Genomic DNA, 16,237 nt, shown 5'->3' with positions numbered 1-16,237 from the left:
GGAGCCCCCTGATCCGGACACCGTCCTCCTCGGCTCGCCGACACCGGCGAACGATCGAGGTAACCGGTCGCACAGCGCCCCGGCACGGTCGGGTTAATGTATTCCGCGCCGGAAACACCTGCCGCCGCGCCGGGTCCGGCCGCCGACCCGGACCGACTCGAAAGCCCATGTCTTGAATCAGCCCAGCGCCCGGACCGACCTTCGGGGGTTCACACCGTTTCGCCTGGCCCTGGCGGCGCTGGCGATCAGCGTGGCGGTGCGCCTGCTGTGGATGCTGCTGACCCCCAACGGTATGAACCTGGTGGATCTGCACGTCTACGTGGACGGTTCGGCGTCGCTGCTCACCGACCGTCTCTACGATTTCACCTACGCCGAGAAGACCCCGGATTTCCCGCTGCCCTTCACGTATCCGCCGTTCGCCGCGGTCGTCTTCTTCCCGCTGCATTTCCTGCCGTTCACCGCGGTCGCGGTGCTCTGGTTGTTCGCGATCGTCGGCGCCCTGTACTGGGTGGTGCGTCTCGCGTTCGAATTGGTCCTGGGCCCCCGGGCGCTCACCGAGCCACGCTGGCGGGCCGCCACCGTGGCGTGGACGGCGGTGGGCCTGTGGTTCGAGCCGGTGCGCACCACAATCGACTACGGACAGGTCAACGTCTTCCTGATGCTCGGGGTGATGCTCGCCGTCCGCAGTACCCGGTGGTGGGTCTCGGGGACACTGGTCGGGGTGGTCGCCGGGATCAAGCTCACACCGGCGATCAGCGGCCTGTATTTCCTGGCGCGGCGCCGCTGGCTCGCGGCAGCCTGGTCGGCAGCGGCCTTCGGCCTGACCGTGGGCGGCAGTTTCCTGATCAATTCCGAGGAGACCCGCCGCTACTTCGGCACCCTGCTCGGTGATGCCGACCGGATCGGCCCGGTGGGGTCGGTGTGGAATCAGTCGCTACGCGGGGCGCTGAGCCGGATACTGGGCAGCGATGTCGGCACCGGGCCGTGGTGGATCGCCGGCGCAGCGGTGATGGCGGCACTGGGCTGGTTCGCCTGGCGAGCGCTGCGCCGCGATGATCTGCTGGGTACCGTGCTGATCGTGCAGTTGTTCGGCCTGCTGATATCGCCGATCTCCTGGTCGCATCACTGGGGCTGGCTGCTGCCGACGGTCCTCTGGCTGCTCTACGGACCGTTCCGGGAGGTGGCCGGGGCGAAGATCCTGGCCGGGTACTGGCTGGTCACCACCTTGGTGGGCGCGCCGTGGGTGCTGTCGTTCCTGCAGGATTCGATCTGGACGATTTCGCGGTGGGGGGTGTGGTCGTGGCTGGGCGCTGTCGATGTGATCGGGGTGCTCGCGCTGTACGCCTGGACCATCTGGGCGGGCCGGGCGGTTTCCCGGGTCAACGCCCCGCCAGCCGATCTATCTCCCGGGCCAGCGCCACGTCCTGTGCCGTGAGTCCGCCCGCGGAATGCGTGGACAGGACAAAGGTCACCTTGCGCCAGCGGATATCGATATCCGGATGGTGATTCGCCGCCTCGGCGGCCTCCGCGACGCGGCGCACCAGTTCTATACCGGCGAGGAAGGACGAAGCTTGCACGGTGCGGTTGATCGCATCGCCCGCACGCGACCATTCCGGCAGCGAATCGAGCGCATCGGTGATCTGCGTTTCGGTGAGCAGTGGTGTGGTCATATCGCCGTGGTACCCCGCGAATTCACATTCTCACAAGAGTGGCCGCCGCGGATTCACCGGCCGGTACAGATCAGCTCACGCGGCGCGCGCCTTCTTCAGGCCCTTCTTCAATTCCTTACCGGTGGCGCCCGTGGCTTCCAGGCGTTTCATCCGCATGATCACGACAGGGCATTTCACGCAGCGCGTCTTCTTCCGACAGCACTTTTTCTTCGGCTTCAGGCTCGACACCTCTTTCGCCTTGACCTTGCCCATGCGGGTTAGCATACCCTTACCTTCGGGGGGCGCGAACAGGCGACCTCGGCCCCGGTAGGGTGTAAACGGCCCAGATGCCGGTTAGTCCGTATCTCCCCGATCCCAGGGTCCGGCCGATAAGCAAGAGCCAACCATCAGGAGGAACCGGCGTGTCGTCTGCACGCGATTTTCGCAACGTCGCCATCGTGGCACACGTCGACCACGGCAAGACGACGCTCGTCGACGCCATGCTGCGGCAGTCCGGCGCTTTCGCCGAACGCGCCGAACTCGTCGATCGAGTGATGGATTCCGGCGATCTGGAGCGCGAGAAGGGCATCACCATTCTCGCCAAGAACACCGCCGTACACCGGCACCATCCGGACGGCAGTGTCACCGTCATCAATGTCATCGACACCCCCGGCCACGCCGATTTCGGCGGCGAGGTCGAACGCGGCCTGTCCATGGTCGACGGTGTGGTGCTGCTCGTGGACGCCTCCGAGGGGCCGCTGCCGCAGACCCGTTTCGTCCTGCGCAAGGCCCTCGCGGCCTGCCTGCCGGTGATCCTGGTGGTCAACAAGACCGACCGTCCCGACGCGCGGATCGCCGAGGTCGTCGAGGAGAGCCACGATCTGCTGCTCGACCTCGCCTCCGATCTCGACGACGACGCCGCCGAGGCCGCCGAACTGGCCCTGGATCTGCCCGTGCTCTACGCCTCGGGCCGGGCCGGTAAAGCATCCGAGGAGCAGCCGCAGAACGGTGAAGTGCCGAACGCGGACAACCTCGACGCCTTGTTCGATGTACTGCTCCAGAACATCCCCGCCCCCAAGGGCGACCAGACCGCACCACTGCAGGCTCACGTCACGAACCTCGACGCCTCGGCCTTCCTGGGCCGGCTCGCACTGGTGCGGATCCACAACGGCGAACTCCGCAAGGGCCAGAACGTCGCGTGGATGCACGCGGATGGTGTGAAGAACGTCAAGATCACCGAGCTGTTGCAGACCGTGGGTGTCGAACGGCAGCCGGGTGAGGTCGCGGTGGCCGGCGATATCGTCGCCGTCGCCGGTATCAACGACATCATGATCGGCGATACCCTCGCCGACCCCGACGAGCCCGTCGCGCTGCCCCGGATCACGGTGGATCAGCCCGCCATCTCGGTGGTCATCGGTACCAATACTTCACCGCTGGTCGGGCGGGTGCAGGGACACAAGCTCACCGCACGCATGGTGAAATCGCGGCTCGACCAGGAATTGGTCGGCAATGTCTCGCTGCGGGTACTCGATATCGGGCGCCCGGACGCCTGGGAAGTGCAGGGCCGTGGTGAATTGGCCCTCGCCATCCTGGTCGAGCAGATGCGGCGCGAGGGTTTCGAACTGACCGTCGGCAAACCGCAGGTGGTGACCCGGCAGGTCGACGGCAAGGTGCACGAGCCGTTCGAAGAGCTCACCATCGACTGCCCGGACGAATATCTGGGCGCCATCACCCAGCTGCTGGCCGCCCGTAAAGGCAAAATGGTGCAGATGAACAACCATGCCGCGGGCTGGGTGCGGATGGAGTTCATCGTGCCCTCGCGCGGGCTGATCGGGTTCCGTACCGATTTCCTCACCGAGACCCGCGGCACCGGTATCGCCAACGCGGTATCGCACGGTTATGCGCCGTGGGCCGGGGAGATCCGGGCACGGCACACCGGATCACTCGTATCCGACCGGTCCGGCAGCGTGACCCCGTTCGCCATGATCCAGCTCGCCGACCGCGGGCAGTTCTTCGTCGAACCCGGCGCCGAAACCTATGAGGGCATGGTCGTCGGGATCAACCCGCGGGCCGAGGACCTCGATATCAATGTGACCAAGGAGAAGAAGCTCACCAATATGCGCTCCTCCACCGCCGATGTGATGGAGACGCTCGCCAAACCGCTGCAGCTGGATCTGGAAGCGGCCATGGAATTCTGCGCGGCCGACGAATGCGTGGAGGTGACCCCGGAGTTCGTGCGGGTGCGCAAGCTGACACTGGCCTCCAATGAACGGGCCCGGGAACTGTCCCGCCGCAAGGCCCGCGACCGGGCCGCGCTGTAACCGGTTTCGCCGCCGGACGTGACAGCCGGGCGTTGGGTAGAGTGCCGAGGATGATTTCGGGGAGGCGCGCGGTGTGGCGCGGGCTGTTTGTGCTGCTGGCGGTGCTCGTTCCGGTCCTGGCCGGATGCACCGCCGACCCGCCGCCGCCCATCGCCAGTACCGACAGCCCGAAAACCGAACCGGCGCAGCCGACCAAGAACACAGTGGTCGTGGCGGTCGACGATATCGGGATCGGGTTCAATCCGCATCTGCGGTCGAACCAATCCCCGGCAACGTCGGCGGTCGCGGCCATGGTGCTGCCGAGCCCGTTCCGGCCGACCCCCGACCCGGCCGCGCCCGGTGCGACGCTGTGGGTACCGGATACCGCATTGCTCGACTCGGCGACGGTCACCTCGCAGGCGCCGTTCACAATCACCTACCGGTTGAAGGACCAGGCCAACTGGTCCGACGGCGCGCCCATCGCGGCCGAGGATTTCTGGTATCTGTGGCAACAGATGATCACCCAGCCCGGGGTGATCGACCCCGCCGGCTACCGGCTCATCTCCGACGTCCGCTCATCGGGCGGCGGGAAAACCGTCACCGTGGTCCTGAACGAGCCGTATCCGGCGTGGCCGCAGTTGTTCGCGAACCTGCTGCCCTCACATCTGATGAAGGATTCGCCGGGAGGGTTCCAGCGCACTCTGGTCGAGCAGATCCCGGTATCGGGCGGTCATTTCACCATCGAATCCGCCGACCCCGGCCGCGACGAGATTCTGCTGGAACGCAACGACCGGTTCTGGGGCACACCCGCCCGGCCCGACCAGATCCTGTTGCGCCGCGGGGGCACCACCGCACAGCTCGCCGATTCGCTGCGCAACGGCGATACCCAGATGGCGCTCGTACACGGCGGTGTCGCCACCGAGGCCCAGCTCGCCGCGATCCCCTCGGTGCGGACCGCGATCATGCCGCAATCGCGGCAGCTGCGGCTGACCCTCAACGGCCGCGACGGTGTACTCGCCGATCACCGGGTGCGCACGGCGGTACTCGCCCTGCTCGACCCGGCGCTGCTGGCCACTGTCGGCGCCCAGACCGGGAACTGGGTGGAACCGGTTCGCGCGCAGGTACTCTCCCCCTCCGACCCCGGCTACACCTCCACCCAGCCGCCGCCACTCAACGCCGACCAGGCCTTCGGGCTCCTGGCCGAGGCCGGTTTCGGCCGGGCACCGGAACCACCCCCGGTCTCGGCGACCTCCCCCGCACCGCGACCGCGTTCGCTGGCCCGCAACGGTGAACCACTCGTCCTGCGGATCGGCGCGGTGACCGGCGACGATACCGCACTGGCAGTCGCCAATACCGCCGCCGACCAGCTGCGCAGCGCCGGCATCGACGCCTCGGTGCGCAATCTGGCGGCCGATGAGCTGTACGGGAAAGAACTGGTCGAGAACACTATCGACGCCGTGGTCGGCTGGGAGGCGACCGGTGGCGACCCGGCGACGGCGCTTGCCTCCCGCTATGGTTGCCCGCCCGCGGCACCCCCTGGGGCGCCCGCGGACGAGGAGAACGAATCCGAGACCAAGGTGCCCGCCGCCGTGGAAGCGGCGCGGCAGGCGCCCAGCAATCTGGCCGGCGTCTGCGATCCGGAATTCCAGCCGGCGATCGACGGCGCCCTGCACGGGGTCGAGGTCCCCCGGACGCTGGCCGACGCCGAACCACGGCTGTGGGGCGAATCCATCGTATTGCCGATCGTGCAGGACAATGTGGTCGCCGCGGCCGGCCCCTCGGTGGACGGCGCCTCGCTCAGCGGAGCCATCCAGGCGGGCATCTTCGGTGACGCGGCGATGTGGCGGCGGATACCGTGACCGCCGCCGGCCGGCCCGGCGCCGCACCCACCCCGGATCGAGAGGGCGGGCTGCTGCTGGTGCACGCGCACCCGGACGACGAAACCATCACCACCGGCGGCACCATCGCGCACTATCGCCGGCTCGGGGTCCCGGTCACCGTAATGACCTGCACGCTCGGTGAAGAAGGCGAAATCATCGGCGACGAATGGGCCGGATTGGCCGCCGATCACGCCGACCAGCTCGGCGGCTACCGCATCGGCGAACTGACCCGCGCCCTCACCGAACTCGACGCCGGGCCCCCCTGTTTCCTCGGCGGCGCCGGCCGCTGGCGCGATTCCGGGATGGCCGGCACTCCGGCCGCCGAGCATCCGCGCGCCTTCGTCCGGTCCGGCGATGCCGCCGTCGAGGCGCTGGTCGAGGTGATCCTGCGGTTACGCCCCCGGGTGGTCGTGACGTACGACCCGAACGGGGGCTACGGACATCCCGACCATATCCGGGCACATCGGGTCACCACTGCCGCGGTGGCGGCCGCCGCGGGCCGGGGCTGGGACACTCCCAAGCTCTACTGGACCGTGACCGACGCCGATATCCTGCACGAACACCTGCGGGCGCTGGCCCGGCGCACCGTCGACGGCCTGCCCGGCGCGCTGCCACCCGGATGGCGGCTTGCCGCGGGGAACGAACTGGCCTGTGTACCGAGCGCTTCGGTGACGGCGACGATCGATGTGGCCGAGGTGCTGACCGGTAAACGTGCCGCGCTACGGGCCCATGCCACCCAGCTCGCGGTCGCGCCGTCGGGACGCGAGTTCGCGCTGACCAATATGGTCGCCCAGCCGATTCTCCCCGAGGAGCACTACATACTGGCCCGCGGCCGCAGCGGGCCGCGCGCGGCGGACGGCCGCGAAGGCGATCTGTTCGCCGGACTGGGATAGCCGCCGGGCAGCGCGGCGCCGAATACACTCGTCCACATGCAGCACTGGGAACTCGAGGGTGGCTCGGCCCGCACTGCGCGGGTGACAGCAGGTGCATCGCCGGCGACTCGGCCGCGCCGGTGACCGCCACCGTGGACGATTCGGCGATCCCGGCCCGGAGCCTGCGGTCGCGGATCGGCGGCCGGGCCACCGCTGCCGTGAACGGCATACCCGGTCCGCTGATCATCGCCGTGCTGGTCCTGGACGCGGTGATCGCACTGATCCTGGAGGTGCTGTATCTCCCCCTGTATATCGGCACGGTGCCGGTACCGATCACGGCGATCCTGGCAGGGCCGGTGAATCTGGCGCTGGTGTGGGCGGTTGCGACGGTGAGCACCCGGCTTTCGGTACTCTTCCTGCCGGTCGGTGCCTGGCTGGCCGCGTTCCTGATCGCCGCCAGTCGCGGACCGGGTGGTGACTACCCGCTGCGCAGTGATCTGCCGACGCTGTTGCTTTTCCTGTCCGGAGCGGTGGTCCCGTTGATCTACATGTATGTGGCGGCGAACCGGCCGGAGCCGGCGACGAAGAAGTGAGCCGCGTTCACCAGGCGCCGTATTCCGCGGTGAGGATATTGTTCACATCCACCCCCACCCCGTCCACCGTGCGATCGTCGATCTCGAACTGGTGCAGATTCGCCGCGGGATGGACGAACCCTTCCGGGGTGCCCCAATCGTGCTGCCAGAACCACGCCCCGGCCCCCGCGACCCGGGCCAGTTCGATGGTCGGCGCATTGGCGTAGACACCGGTGTTCTCGCGTCCCACCACCGATTGCCAGCCCTGCAGGTACGGCAGGATCATGGTCGCGAAATCGACCGGCGTGGGATTGTCGTCGATGGACGCGTAGATCGGCCGATTCTCCGGACCGCCTGCATCGCGGTGCAATTCCAGCCCCCGTTCGGCATGCCGCTTACCGGCCTCCATCCCGCCCCGCCAGTCCGCGGTGGGTCCCTTGCCGAACTGGTAGCAGGACACGATCGCCAGTCCTGCCTCGCGCAGCGCCGAAACCTCCCCGGCCAGCAGCGGTTTCCCTTTCATCCACTCCGCCCCGGGCCGCCGATCCGATACATACCGGATGACCCCCGCGTGCCCGGCGGCCTTGATCGCTTCCGCCGACGGCACGTCCGCCGCATAGTCGAGCAGTGTGCCCCGCGGTGCGGCGGCGGCAGGCCGAGCCGCGACTGTCGAACCCACCGCTCCCGCTGCGACTCCGGCGGCGGCGTACCCGAGCAGCGCACGTCGTGACAGGGAAACCATCGATGACTCCTTCGCACCCCGGTGGAAACCGCAACGTCTGTTCGGGGTGCCGCCCCGCCGCACTGCGTACCGACAGCCTCGAACGCGGAGACCATTGCATCACGTGCGGTGCGCGCCGCTGCGCCGACGCGCGGGTTCCGGAGCTCCCCGGCTTGCCGGGGCATCGCTACGGCCGGGCAGGCCCCCTGGTAGGCAGCGCCTTCGAGCACCGAAGCGGCAAACGTCGGCGCACCGGTGCCCGCGCTTACAGCAGCCGGTCGATTCGTGCGGCTACGTCCAGCGTGCGGGTGGCCGGGTCCGCCAGTTCAGCGCGGACGACTCGCACCGCTTGGGCGATGATCTGTTTCTTGATCCCGCCCAGGACCCCCAGGGCGGCGGCGCGCATCCCCTGGGCCGCGTATTCGAGGCGGACGTCTTCCCGGGCCGGTGGATCCGCCTCGACCACGATCAGCAGCGGGTCGGCAGCGTGGGCTGTGAGAACCAGGGGGATTTCCAGACCGGCCCGGTAGCGGTTGTCCTCGACAACATTGACGGTGATGTCGAGCGACACCGGCACCGTGAGACCGAAACGCACCAGGGCGATATCGCCGTCCACTGCCGGAGGCGCGGTGAGGTCGGTGAGCAGCGGCTGCCCGACCTCGCCGCGCACCGTGACCTCGGCGGCCGCGCGGGGCCCGGTGCGGAAAGGGCCGATCTCGATCGGCCGCCCGGCCAGATGCGCGATGAAACCGGCGAGACGTTCCCGGGTGACCATCCACGGAAAGAAACGGCGGCCGAACTCGGCGTAGTCGATCCACTCGAATTCGGTGCGGCCGCGGTACGGGGAGCGCCGGCCGTCGACGATGGCCTCGACATCGTAGATCCGGCTGCGCAAGACACCCGGATCACGCAGCATCGCATTCACCCGGTTCGCGACCTCGTTCTGCAGCAGCCCGGAGATCGGATCGAGCATCCATTCGGCCACCGAATCCGCGGCGGCCAAGCGCAACAGCACCCGGACGTCCGACCGGCGTACCGCTGGGATATCGATCACGATGAGCAGCGGATCCGCGGTACGGGCGTGGAACGTGAGGTCGATCGAGACCACCGTTTCCAATCCCAGGCGCCGGCCGCCGAGCAGGATCTTGGCAGCGAGAGATACGGGTATCCGGACGTCGAAGCTGACCCGTGAACCACGGCGCACCACCTCGGGCCGGCCGATCCGGCCTTCGGCCAGGAATCCGGCGAGGCCGGCCGGGCCGAGGTTGAACGGTCCGATACTCAGTCCGCGCCCGGTGATCCCGGCGACCGCCGCCTCGATCCTGGATTCGGTCACCGCGTGGGTGACGAATCGCTCGCCGAATTCGGCGTAGTCGATCCATTCCCTCTCGACTGCTTCGACCGGTTCCATGAGCCGTTCCGACACCTCCACCTCCACCGCCGAGGTTCACGCTACGCGATCGAGTTCGCGGGCTCGGGCAACCATCCCCGGCTACAACCGGCCGTATCCGACGATGGCGATATCGCCGACGCCGGCGGGATCCCATTGTTCGATACTCACCTCGTCGTTTTCGTTACCGCCGATCGTGGTCAGGACTCCGTTTTCGGAGTCGATCACGATGTTTGTGTGCTGGCCGAATCGGCTGTCCGGGCTGTACAGGACCACCTCACCGCTGACGGGCCGGTACGCGGGGTCGAAAGATACGAACCGGCCCCGGCTTTCGTAGTACTCCTGCAGGGTGTAGACGCCGGGGATCCGCCAGGACCCGGAATTCGGATTGACCAGTGGCAGGCCGGCGGCGCGCATCACCCAACTCACGAAGTTCGCGCACCAGGGTTCGGTAGTGCCTTCGGAGTATTCGGGCCCCGAGCGCGGCGCCGCGAATTCGGCCGCGGCGGCATCGACGACCCTGGCCTGCGCCGGTGTCAGCATCGACCGGTCGATCACCGGGAACTCGGTGAGCCGCTCGCCGACGATCCCGGCGCCGGATCCGGGCAGCGCACAACCGCCGAGCACCGCCAGCACTGATACCAGGACGCAAAGGGCACCTATCGCGCGCCCGGCCGGCCGGGCGCGGCCGTATCCAATATCCGTTGTCACCCCTGTTACTTCGAAACCGCTACCTCTTGTCGATGTTCGAAGTCGACTGCGCTGATGTTCGAAGTCGTGTGCAACGGGATTGGTTCGTACGGGCGTCGGACTTGTGTGTTCGGTCATTGTCCGGGTGCCTCGTATTTGCCCCAGGGTGACTTCATCGGGTCACCGGATTCGAGTAGTTCCATTTCGGAACCGTGTCCGACGATGATGTCGCCATCCAGTTTTACCGAGCCTGGTCCCGGCTCTTCGCTGGTGTTGTAGCTGTAGAGATGGGTCTTGTCGGTGGCGTGTACATCGAAGCCTATTCCTGCCGAATGCAGCGATTCGGCGGACTCGCGCGCTGCCGAGCCCGCGGCGGGTGAACACGACATCTGGACCAGTTCGGCCGTGGGTGCGCCTTTGACGGCCTGTTTGAAATGCTTGTCCGCGGCAAGGATCTGCCCGTAGGTCTCTCCGTTGACACGCACGGGCACCCATCTGCTCCATTTCGTGAACGGAATCTTCTTCTTGACCTGGACACCGTATCTGCTCTTATCGGCGTGTGCCCGCGCGAATACCGTCTCTTCACCCCACGGAGCCGGGTACGCCCTTTTGCAGACCCATTTCGGCTGCTCGGGTCCTCGCCCCCGCGTGTATTGATGGTACTCGCGGCTCGCGGATGCGAGTCCTTCACGAGTGAAGCTCATCGACTTCTTCACGTCTGTGAGCTTCGACGGAAATTGCACTCCGACAACCTTCTTGTCGTGGCTCAGGATCGGTACGCTGCGGACTTGGTCGGGTGTGAAGGTGTGAAGGAGTCCGGTGCGACTCTGACCGAAGAGGCGTGGCGTGTCCGGGCCAACTCGACCTATCGCCCGAGCGCCACGTAATGGGGATTGGGTTCGAACAGACCCGCAACACCATCTTTGCCTACCATCCAGCCACCGAGGAGCACCTCGGATGGTGGCGTCACCTCCGGTGCGGTTTCCTGCCAGCGCGGATCGACCAACACCAGCCAGTCGCCCCATCGAACGGCAGTCGAGGTCAGGTCGTCCATGTCGCTCCCCTCCCGCCGATCAAGCCCGGCGGCGGCCAGCGCCTCCCGGTCTTCCATCCAGGCCTTAATGTACTGCCGATTCGGGGTGGACCGCATCCGTCATATCCGGTCCGTCGCATCCGTTTGTTTCGGGATGAGCGTGGTGAGCACGATGGCCACACAGGCGGCGGCGACGGAGATCAGGAAGGCGGTGTGGAACGCGTCCCGGGACGGCAGGAGCTGACTACCGAGGGTGATGGTCATATTGGCCAGTACCGCACTCATCACCGCGGCCGAGGTGGACGTCCCGACCGAACGCATCAGCGCGTTCAACCCGTTCGCGGCCGCGGTTTCGGTGACCGGGACCGCGCCCATGATCAGCGCGGGCATCGCGGCGTAGGCCAGTCCCACACCGCCCGCGACCAGGATCGATGCCAGCATGATCTGCCAGACGCTGTCCATCATCGCCGCAGCGCACAGATAGCCGATGCCGACCACCGCCGAACCGATTCCGAGGGTAAATTTCGGGCCGAAGCGGGCCGAGATCCGCGCCGATACCGGGGAGAGCAGCATCATCACGCAACCGCTGGGCGCCAGCGCCGATCCGGCCTCGACCATCGACAAACCGAATCCGTAGCCGGTTTCGGCCGGGGCCATCAACAGCTGCGGGAAGGTCAGCGACATGCCGTACAGCGCGAATCCGACGGCGATCGACGCGATATTGGTGAACAGCACACGGGGTCGCGCTGATACCCGCAGATCCACCAGCGGATGCCGGCGGCCGATCTCGTATCGGCCCCAGCCGAGGAAGACCAGGATCGATATCGCGAACAAAGTGAGGATCGAGGAGCTGGTCCACCCCCATTGCGCGCCCTGGGTGATCGCGATGAGCAGGGCGAGCAGGGCGGTGGCCAGTCCCGCGGCACCGCCGAAGTCGAACGGGGCGGGTGTGCGTACCGGCGATTCGGGAACGAACCGGAAGATCAGGCCGGCGCCGATCGTGCCCATGGCGGCCGCGGCCCAGAACAGCACATGCCAGTCGGCGTGCTCGGCGATGACGGCCGCCAGCGGCAACCCGATCGCCCCGCCCACCCCGAGCGTCGAACTCATCACCGCCATGGCCGAGCCGACGCGCTCGGGCGGTAATTCGTCGCGCAGGATGCTGATACCCAGCGGGATGGCACCGATCGCCACACCTTGTAGCGCGCGCCCGGCGACCGAGGGAATCAGTGACGACGACATCGCGCACAGCACCGAGCCGACAACCATCGCGAGCAGGTCGAACAGCAGGATGCGGCGTTTGCCGAACATATCGCCGAGCCGGCCGCTGATCGGCGTGCACACCGCCGAAGCCAGCAGAGTTACCGTGATCACCCAGGAGGCGTTGGTGGGTGTGGTGTCCAGGAGGGCCGGCAGGCTCGGGATGAGCGGGACGACCAATGTCTGCATGAGCGAGACGACGATGCCGATGGTGCTGAGAGTCGCGATCAGGAGGGTCGGCGAGACGCCTGGACGACCCCGTTCGCCGGATCTGGAGGGGTCGTCGGCTACGGCGGTCACATCTATGCACGTTACATAGCCTGTGTATGGTGCACAATTTTGCAATCGGACGAATCAGACGCCATAGTGGCCGAATGTCCGATTCGGCTCTGCCCGCCGGTGCGGCGGATCACCGGGACCCGACCGTCTTGGCGCGGCTCGTCCTGGAGTTGACCCTGCTGTCCCGGCACCATCCGGCCGCACGCCGCAGAACCCCGTTCCAGCTGGACAGATCCGCGTATCTGATCCTGACCCGCCTGCAACTCGGGGCGCCGCTGTCGCTGCGCGAACTGGCCGAAGCGTTCGGGCTCGATGTCTCCACGATCAACCGGCAGGTCGCCGCGATGCTGGAGCAGGATCTGGTGGAACGCGTCCCCGATCCCGACGGTGGGGTGGCGCGCAAGATCCGGCCGAGCGAAAAAGGAATCCAGCTCATCGAGGCCGATCTCGAACTACAGCGCAGTGGAGTCGCGAATATGCTCGCCGACTGGCCCGACGACGAAATCGACCAGCTGGTCCGGCTGATGGAGAGGTTCAACGAAAGCGTCGAAGGCGTCGTCCGCCACCCTTGGCCACGCCCGTACCGACCCGCGGGTTCAGGCGGTCGATAAGCGCGAACTCGCCGGTCACCCGGCGCTCTCCGGCAGCCGGTACGGTTGAGCCATGATCACGCTCAAAAAGGAAGACGGCGCCGCGGATCTCGCGGGAATGACCAAGCTGAGTGTCGGGGTCAGCTGGGATCCCTCCGCGGGCGCCAGCGGTGGCGCGCTCGGCTGGGCGCGCCGCAAGAAGGGGGTGGACCTGGACCTCATCGCCATCCTCATGCAGGGCAGTGAACCGGTGCGGTTCGCCGGCCTGGACTCGCTGGACCCGCTGGGCAACGGCTCGGTGCTGCACTCCGGCGACGAGCAGACCGGTGCAGCCGTCGGGGACGACGAAACCGTGCACGTCACTTTCGGCGATGTTCCCGACGGAATCGACGCGATCGTCTTCGTCGCGGCCGCGTTCAAGAAGGGCACCTCCTTCGAGAAGGCGAACAATATTTCTTTCAAGGTGTACGACGCGTCCGGCGGCAGCAGCCAGCAGGTGGCCGATATCTGGCCGTCGCTGCTGGGTGCCGACAACGCGAACGCCGTGGCCCGCGCGTTCCGCAACGGAAACGCATGGCAGCTGGAAGTACTCAACCGCAAGGGCAAGATCAAGCAGGGCGATAAGCAGGCGCTGCTGCGGTTCGCCATGGGCGGGCAGTGACATCACTCCGGCGGTAATGTTTCCGAACCCGAGTCCGTTGCCCATGTGCAGAATTCGACGATGGTGAAGACAGGAACCCGCGGAAAAGGCTGCCACTGAAGGATATCTAGGGGTTGGCCGTTTCGGCCAGATCGGTGTCGAGTATCGAATTGAGCAGGTCCTGGATCTCGTCACGCGTCGAGACTCCGTACACGCGGCGCAGAAAGGTGAGCCGGTCGAAGGGGTCGGCGAAGGGGACCTCACCGAGAGCGTTCGCGAGTTCTTCGACATCCCAGCCCGCGCCCTCTTTCGTCACCGGCGCTCCCAACGACCAGGTGTTCGTCGGGATGACGGTACTACCCCGGACGGTAAGAACCTGTCCGGTCACTACCGTGCTCGCTCGACCGAGGTATGCGACGACAACGGCCTGGTGGATCGGGTCCCACGGGTCGTACTCTCCCGGCGCCGGAGTGTGCTGCGTCAGCGACGGAACTCCGGCCGGCAGGTCGAGAGACAGGCGCGTTCGCGCGCCGGGAGAGATGGCGTTGACACGGACTCCGTAGCGGACGAGTTCGAGCGCGTGCACGATCGTCATCGCCGCCACACCGGCATTCGCCGCAGCGTAGCTCGTGTTGAGCGGTAGGGGCGAGTCGAGTCCGGCCGTCGAGGTGGTGTTCACGAGCGAGCGATCCTGACGGTCGCCCGTCTCGTAGCGGCCGCGCCAGTAGTCGGCCGACCAGTGACTGACGTTGAACGTCCCTTTGAGTTTCACTGCGACAACCGCGTCGAACGCCTCCTCGCTCGCACTCACCAGCGAGCTCGGCCGACTGACCGCCGCGTTGTTGACCACTATGTGCAGATCACCGAAATTGTCGACAGCGGTTTGTATCAGCGCAGCGGCGGCATACCACTCGGCAACGCTGTGCGTGCTGGCGACGGCTTCGCCACCTCGTTCGCGGATCTCCTCGGCAACGGAGGCCGCGACGCTCACGTCACCCCCGCTACCGTCGGGTGCGACGCCGGGATCATTGACGACCACTTTTGCGCCCTCGCCCGCAAGGTATAGCGCCTCGGCCCGCCCGATACCCCGACCCGCGCCGGTAATCAGCGCAACTCGTCCATCAAGACTTCCCATGAACCTCTCCTGCTTCAGTGAATGAATTAATACATCAACTGTAGCAGGTGTGTCAGTGTAGTGTTATCGCATGGGAAACGAACCCGGGCGGAGAGATCGCAAGAAGAAGCAGACCAGAGCCGCGCTGATCAGCGCCGCGAATCGCCTGTTCGCGGAGCGCGGCTTCGACCGGGTCACAGTCGCCGAGATCGCCGAAGCCGCAGATGTCTCGTCTCGCACATTCTTCCTGCATTTCGCCACAAAGGAGGATGTGCTACTCGGCGATGCACGCCTCCGTTCCGAGATCGGAATTGCCACCATCGAAGCGTGTGCAGACACGGAGTCGCCCCGGACAGCATTGGCCGGCGCGGCCGCAGCGATGATCGAATCCGCAGTACCGAAGGAAACGTCGATCCTGCTCGGTGCGCGTGCACGCTTGTTCTCCGAGTCGGAGCACGCACGGGCCCGCCTCATGCAGCGCCTGCTCGCCGGCCAGGACGAATTGACAGCCGCGCTTCGCCGCGCATACCCCGGCCTGGGCGACATAGAAGCGGGAGCGCTGGTCGGCGCCGTCATCGGCGGCGCGACCTTCGCAGTCGGCTCTGCCGTCCTGTCCATCGTCGACAAAGGTGGTGACGACGAACAGATCCGCGAGGCGGTCGGACTCGCCTTGCAGATCGCACTTGCAACACCGGGCGAGGTGTCGCAGGAAGCGTGAGGACGGCCGACCTCGGCGACGAGTTCACTGGACCCCAGATAGTCGGTCGGCCACCTCTGCGGTTCGGCCACCGCGTTTTCCTGCCTGCACTGGTGGTCAGATCGGCCCGGCGGACCAACCGGACCAGCGGGTGACCTCGAGTGCGAGTACCGGACCGGGCGGCGGCTCTTTCTGGTACACCGGGTAACGCACGGTCAACCGCTCGATACCGGTTCGCGCACTCTCCCCCGTGACAATCGATGCAACAGCTTCGGCGCGTACCCACCACAGGCGCGTCCAGTCTTCGTCGTAGAAATCCGTCAGTACAGCGACCTCCGGGTTCGCGTCGATATTCGCGAGCCGGCGCAGGGCCGTGGTCGATTTCGGTTTCGCGTCCACGGCCGTGTACACAATGTCTCCGGTTACGGCGAAAACGATCGGCACGAGATGCGGACGCCCCTCAGGGGTCACCGTGGCCAGCCGGGCCACCCGGGCGCCGGCGAATCGATCCCGCGCCTGCCCTTCGTTCAACCGCATCCGCACTCCTCGC

18 protein-coding genes are annotated in these 16,237 nt (G+C 66.8%); 8 read left to right on the top strand and 10 right to left on the bottom strand.

Annotated elements, in window-relative coordinates; all coding sequences use genetic code 11:
- Window positions 1–172 precede the first annotated feature (172 nt).
- Entirely contained in the window at window positions 173–1,435 is a 1,263-nt protein-coding gene (locus NS6_RS17915; RefSeq protein ID WP_084471162.1) for a mannosyltransferase, read from the top strand.
- On the opposite strand, the gene NS6_RS17910 is transcribed toward NS6_RS17915, so the two are convergent.
- Both NS6_RS17910 and NS6_RS35215 read right to left on the bottom strand, forming a co-directional pair.
- Window positions 1,380–1,670 carry a 4a-hydroxytetrahydrobiopterin dehydratase gene (locus tag NS6_RS17910; RefSeq protein WP_068043296.1) on the bottom strand — a complete coding sequence of 97 codons (291 nt, stop codon included), beginning with the start codon at window positions 1,668–1,670 and terminating at the stop codon, window positions 1,380–1,382. The two genes, NS6_RS17915 and NS6_RS17910, sit on opposite strands and share 56 nt — an antisense overlap.
- A gap of 75 nt (window positions 1,671–1,745) precedes the next feature.
- On the bottom strand, window positions 1,746–1,922 hold the full coding sequence (locus NS6_RS35215; RefSeq protein ID WP_168443446.1) for a hypothetical protein: 177 nt from the start codon (window positions 1,920–1,922) through the stop codon (window positions 1,746–1,748).
- Between the two features lie 149 nt (window positions 1,923–2,071).
- Here NS6_RS35215 and typA point away from each other — a divergent pair, with 149 nt between their 5' ends.
- From typA to NS6_RS17890, 4 genes are all read left to right on the top strand, one after another.
- Window positions 2,072–3,970 carry a translational GTPase TypA gene (gene typA, locus NS6_RS17905; protein ID WP_068043294.1) on the top strand — a complete coding sequence of 633 codons (1,899 nt, stop codon included), beginning with the start codon at window positions 2,072–2,074 and terminating at the stop codon, window positions 3,968–3,970.
- Between the two features lie 50 nt (window positions 3,971–4,020).
- Window positions 4,021–5,808, top strand: a complete 1,788-nt coding sequence (locus NS6_RS17900; protein WP_068043292.1) for an ABC transporter family substrate-binding protein — start codon at window positions 4,021–4,023, stop codon at window positions 5,806–5,808.
- Between the two features lie 50 nt (window positions 5,809–5,858).
- Window positions 5,859–6,722 (top strand): N-acetyl-1-D-myo-inositol-2-amino-2-deoxy-alpha-D-glucopyranoside deacetylase, encoded by an 864-nt coding sequence (mshB, locus tag NS6_RS17895; RefSeq protein ID WP_068043421.1) that lies wholly within the window; start codon window positions 5,859–5,861, stop codon window positions 6,720–6,722.
- A gap of 119 nt (window positions 6,723–6,841) precedes the next feature.
- Window positions 6,842–7,294, top strand: a complete 453-nt coding sequence (locus tag NS6_RS17890) for a hypothetical protein (protein WP_084471161.1) — start codon at window positions 6,842–6,844, stop codon at window positions 7,292–7,294.
- 7 nt (window positions 7,295–7,301) lie between these two features.
- Here NS6_RS17890 and NS6_RS17885 read toward each other — a convergent pair whose 3' ends face one another.
- The 6 genes from NS6_RS17885 to NS6_RS17860 form a co-directional block, all read right to left on the bottom strand.
- Complete coding sequence (locus NS6_RS17885; protein ID WP_068043290.1) at window positions 7,302–8,015, bottom strand: DUF1906 domain-containing protein; 714 nt, start codon at window positions 8,013–8,015, stop codon at window positions 7,302–7,304.
- A gap of 244 nt (window positions 8,016–8,259) precedes the next feature.
- Entirely contained in the window at window positions 8,260–9,420 is a 1,161-nt protein-coding gene (locus NS6_RS17880; protein ID WP_245669404.1) for a hypothetical protein, read from the bottom strand.
- 66 nt (window positions 9,421–9,486) lie between these two features.
- Window positions 9,487–10,095 carry a CHAP domain-containing protein gene (locus NS6_RS17875; RefSeq protein ID WP_245669403.1) on the bottom strand — a complete coding sequence of 203 codons (609 nt, stop codon included), beginning with the start codon at window positions 10,093–10,095 and terminating at the stop codon, window positions 9,487–9,489.
- A gap of 113 nt (window positions 10,096–10,208) precedes the next feature.
- The gene (locus NS6_RS17870) at window positions 10,209–10,817 is read right to left on the bottom strand and encodes a hypothetical protein (protein ID WP_068043288.1); all 609 of its coding nucleotides are present in this window, start codon (window positions 10,815–10,817) and stop codon (window positions 10,209–10,211) included.
- A gap of 122 nt (window positions 10,818–10,939) precedes the next feature.
- Window positions 10,940–11,185, bottom strand: a complete 246-nt coding sequence (locus tag NS6_RS17865; protein WP_157112815.1) for a hypothetical protein — start codon at window positions 11,183–11,185, stop codon at window positions 10,940–10,942.
- A 42-nt stretch (window positions 11,186–11,227) separates the two neighbouring features.
- Window positions 11,228–12,667, bottom strand: coding sequence for an MFS transporter (locus NS6_RS17860; RefSeq protein WP_068043284.1), 1,440 nt, complete (start codon window positions 12,665–12,667; stop codon window positions 11,228–11,230).
- A 74-nt stretch (window positions 12,668–12,741) separates the two neighbouring features.
- Here NS6_RS17860 and NS6_RS17855 point away from each other — a divergent pair, with 74 nt between their 5' ends.
- Both NS6_RS17855 and NS6_RS17850 read left to right on the top strand, forming a co-directional pair.
- Window positions 12,742–13,257 (top strand): MarR family winged helix-turn-helix transcriptional regulator, encoded by a 516-nt coding sequence (locus NS6_RS17855; protein WP_068043283.1) that lies wholly within the window; start codon window positions 12,742–12,744, stop codon window positions 13,255–13,257.
- 52 nt (window positions 13,258–13,309) lie between these two features.
- Window positions 13,310–13,897 (top strand): TerD family protein, encoded by a 588-nt coding sequence (locus tag NS6_RS17850; RefSeq protein WP_068043281.1) that lies wholly within the window; start codon window positions 13,310–13,312, stop codon window positions 13,895–13,897.
- Window positions 13,898–14,003: 106 nt separating this feature from the next.
- Here the strand turns inward: NS6_RS17850 and NS6_RS17845 are convergent, their stop codons facing one another.
- Window positions 14,004–15,011 carry an SDR family NAD(P)-dependent oxidoreductase gene (locus NS6_RS17845; protein WP_068043279.1) on the bottom strand — a complete coding sequence of 336 codons (1,008 nt, stop codon included), beginning with the start codon at window positions 15,009–15,011 and terminating at the stop codon, window positions 14,004–14,006.
- 70 nt (window positions 15,012–15,081) lie between these two features.
- On the opposite strand from NS6_RS17845, the gene NS6_RS17840 reads away from it, so the two are divergent.
- Complete coding sequence (locus NS6_RS17840; RefSeq protein ID WP_068043277.1) at window positions 15,082–15,708, top strand: TetR/AcrR family transcriptional regulator; 627 nt, start codon at window positions 15,082–15,084, stop codon at window positions 15,706–15,708.
- A gap of 96 nt (window positions 15,709–15,804) precedes the next feature.
- Here NS6_RS17840 and NS6_RS17835 read toward each other — a convergent pair whose 3' ends face one another.
- Entirely contained in the window at window positions 15,805–16,218 is a 414-nt protein-coding gene (locus NS6_RS17835; RefSeq protein ID WP_068043413.1) for a TIGR03668 family PPOX class F420-dependent oxidoreductase, read from the bottom strand.
- Window positions 16,219–16,237 lie beyond the last annotated feature (19 nt).

The organism is Nocardia speluncae NBRC 108251, from assembly GCF_001613245.1.
Taxonomy (GTDB): Bacteria; Actinomycetota; Actinomycetes; order Mycobacteriales; family Mycobacteriaceae; genus Nocardia; species Nocardia speluncae.
This window is presented reverse-complemented; position numbering and strand designations above follow the sequence as displayed.

Bases quoted from the DNA above. Each gene is read 5' to 3' on its own strand.
- NS6_RS17910 (WP_068043296.1), bottom strand. From the start codon at position 1,670: ATGACCACACCACTGCTCACCGAAACGCAGATCACCGATGCGCTCGAT.
- NS6_RS35215 (WP_168443446.1), bottom strand. From the start codon at position 1,922: ATGGGCAAGGTCAAGGCGAAAGAGGTGTCGAGCCTGAAGCCGAAGAAA.
- NS6_RS17900 (WP_068043292.1), top strand. From the start codon at position 4,021: ATGATTTCGGGGAGGCGCGCGGTGTGGCGCGGGCTGTTTGTGCTGCTG.
- NS6_RS17885 (WP_068043290.1), bottom strand. From the start codon at position 8,015: ATGGTTTCCCTGTCACGACGTGCGCTGCTCGGGTACGCCGCCGCCGGA.
- NS6_RS17865 (WP_157112815.1), bottom strand. From the start codon at position 11,185: ATGGAAGACCGGGAGGCGCTGGCCGCCGCCGGGCTTGATCGGCGGGAG.
- NS6_RS17855 (WP_068043283.1), top strand. From the start codon at position 12,742: ATGTCCGATTCGGCTCTGCCCGCCGGTGCGGCGGATCACCGGGACCCG.
- NS6_RS17850 (WP_068043281.1), top strand. From the start codon at position 13,310: ATGATCACGCTCAAAAAGGAAGACGGCGCCGCGGATCTCGCGGGAATG.
- NS6_RS17845 (WP_068043279.1), bottom strand. From the start codon at position 15,011: ATGGGAAGTCTTGATGGACGAGTTGCGCTGATTACCGGCGCGGGTCGG.
- NS6_RS17840 (WP_068043277.1), top strand. From the start codon at position 15,082: ATGGGAAACGAACCCGGGCGGAGAGATCGCAAGAAGAAGCAGACCAGA.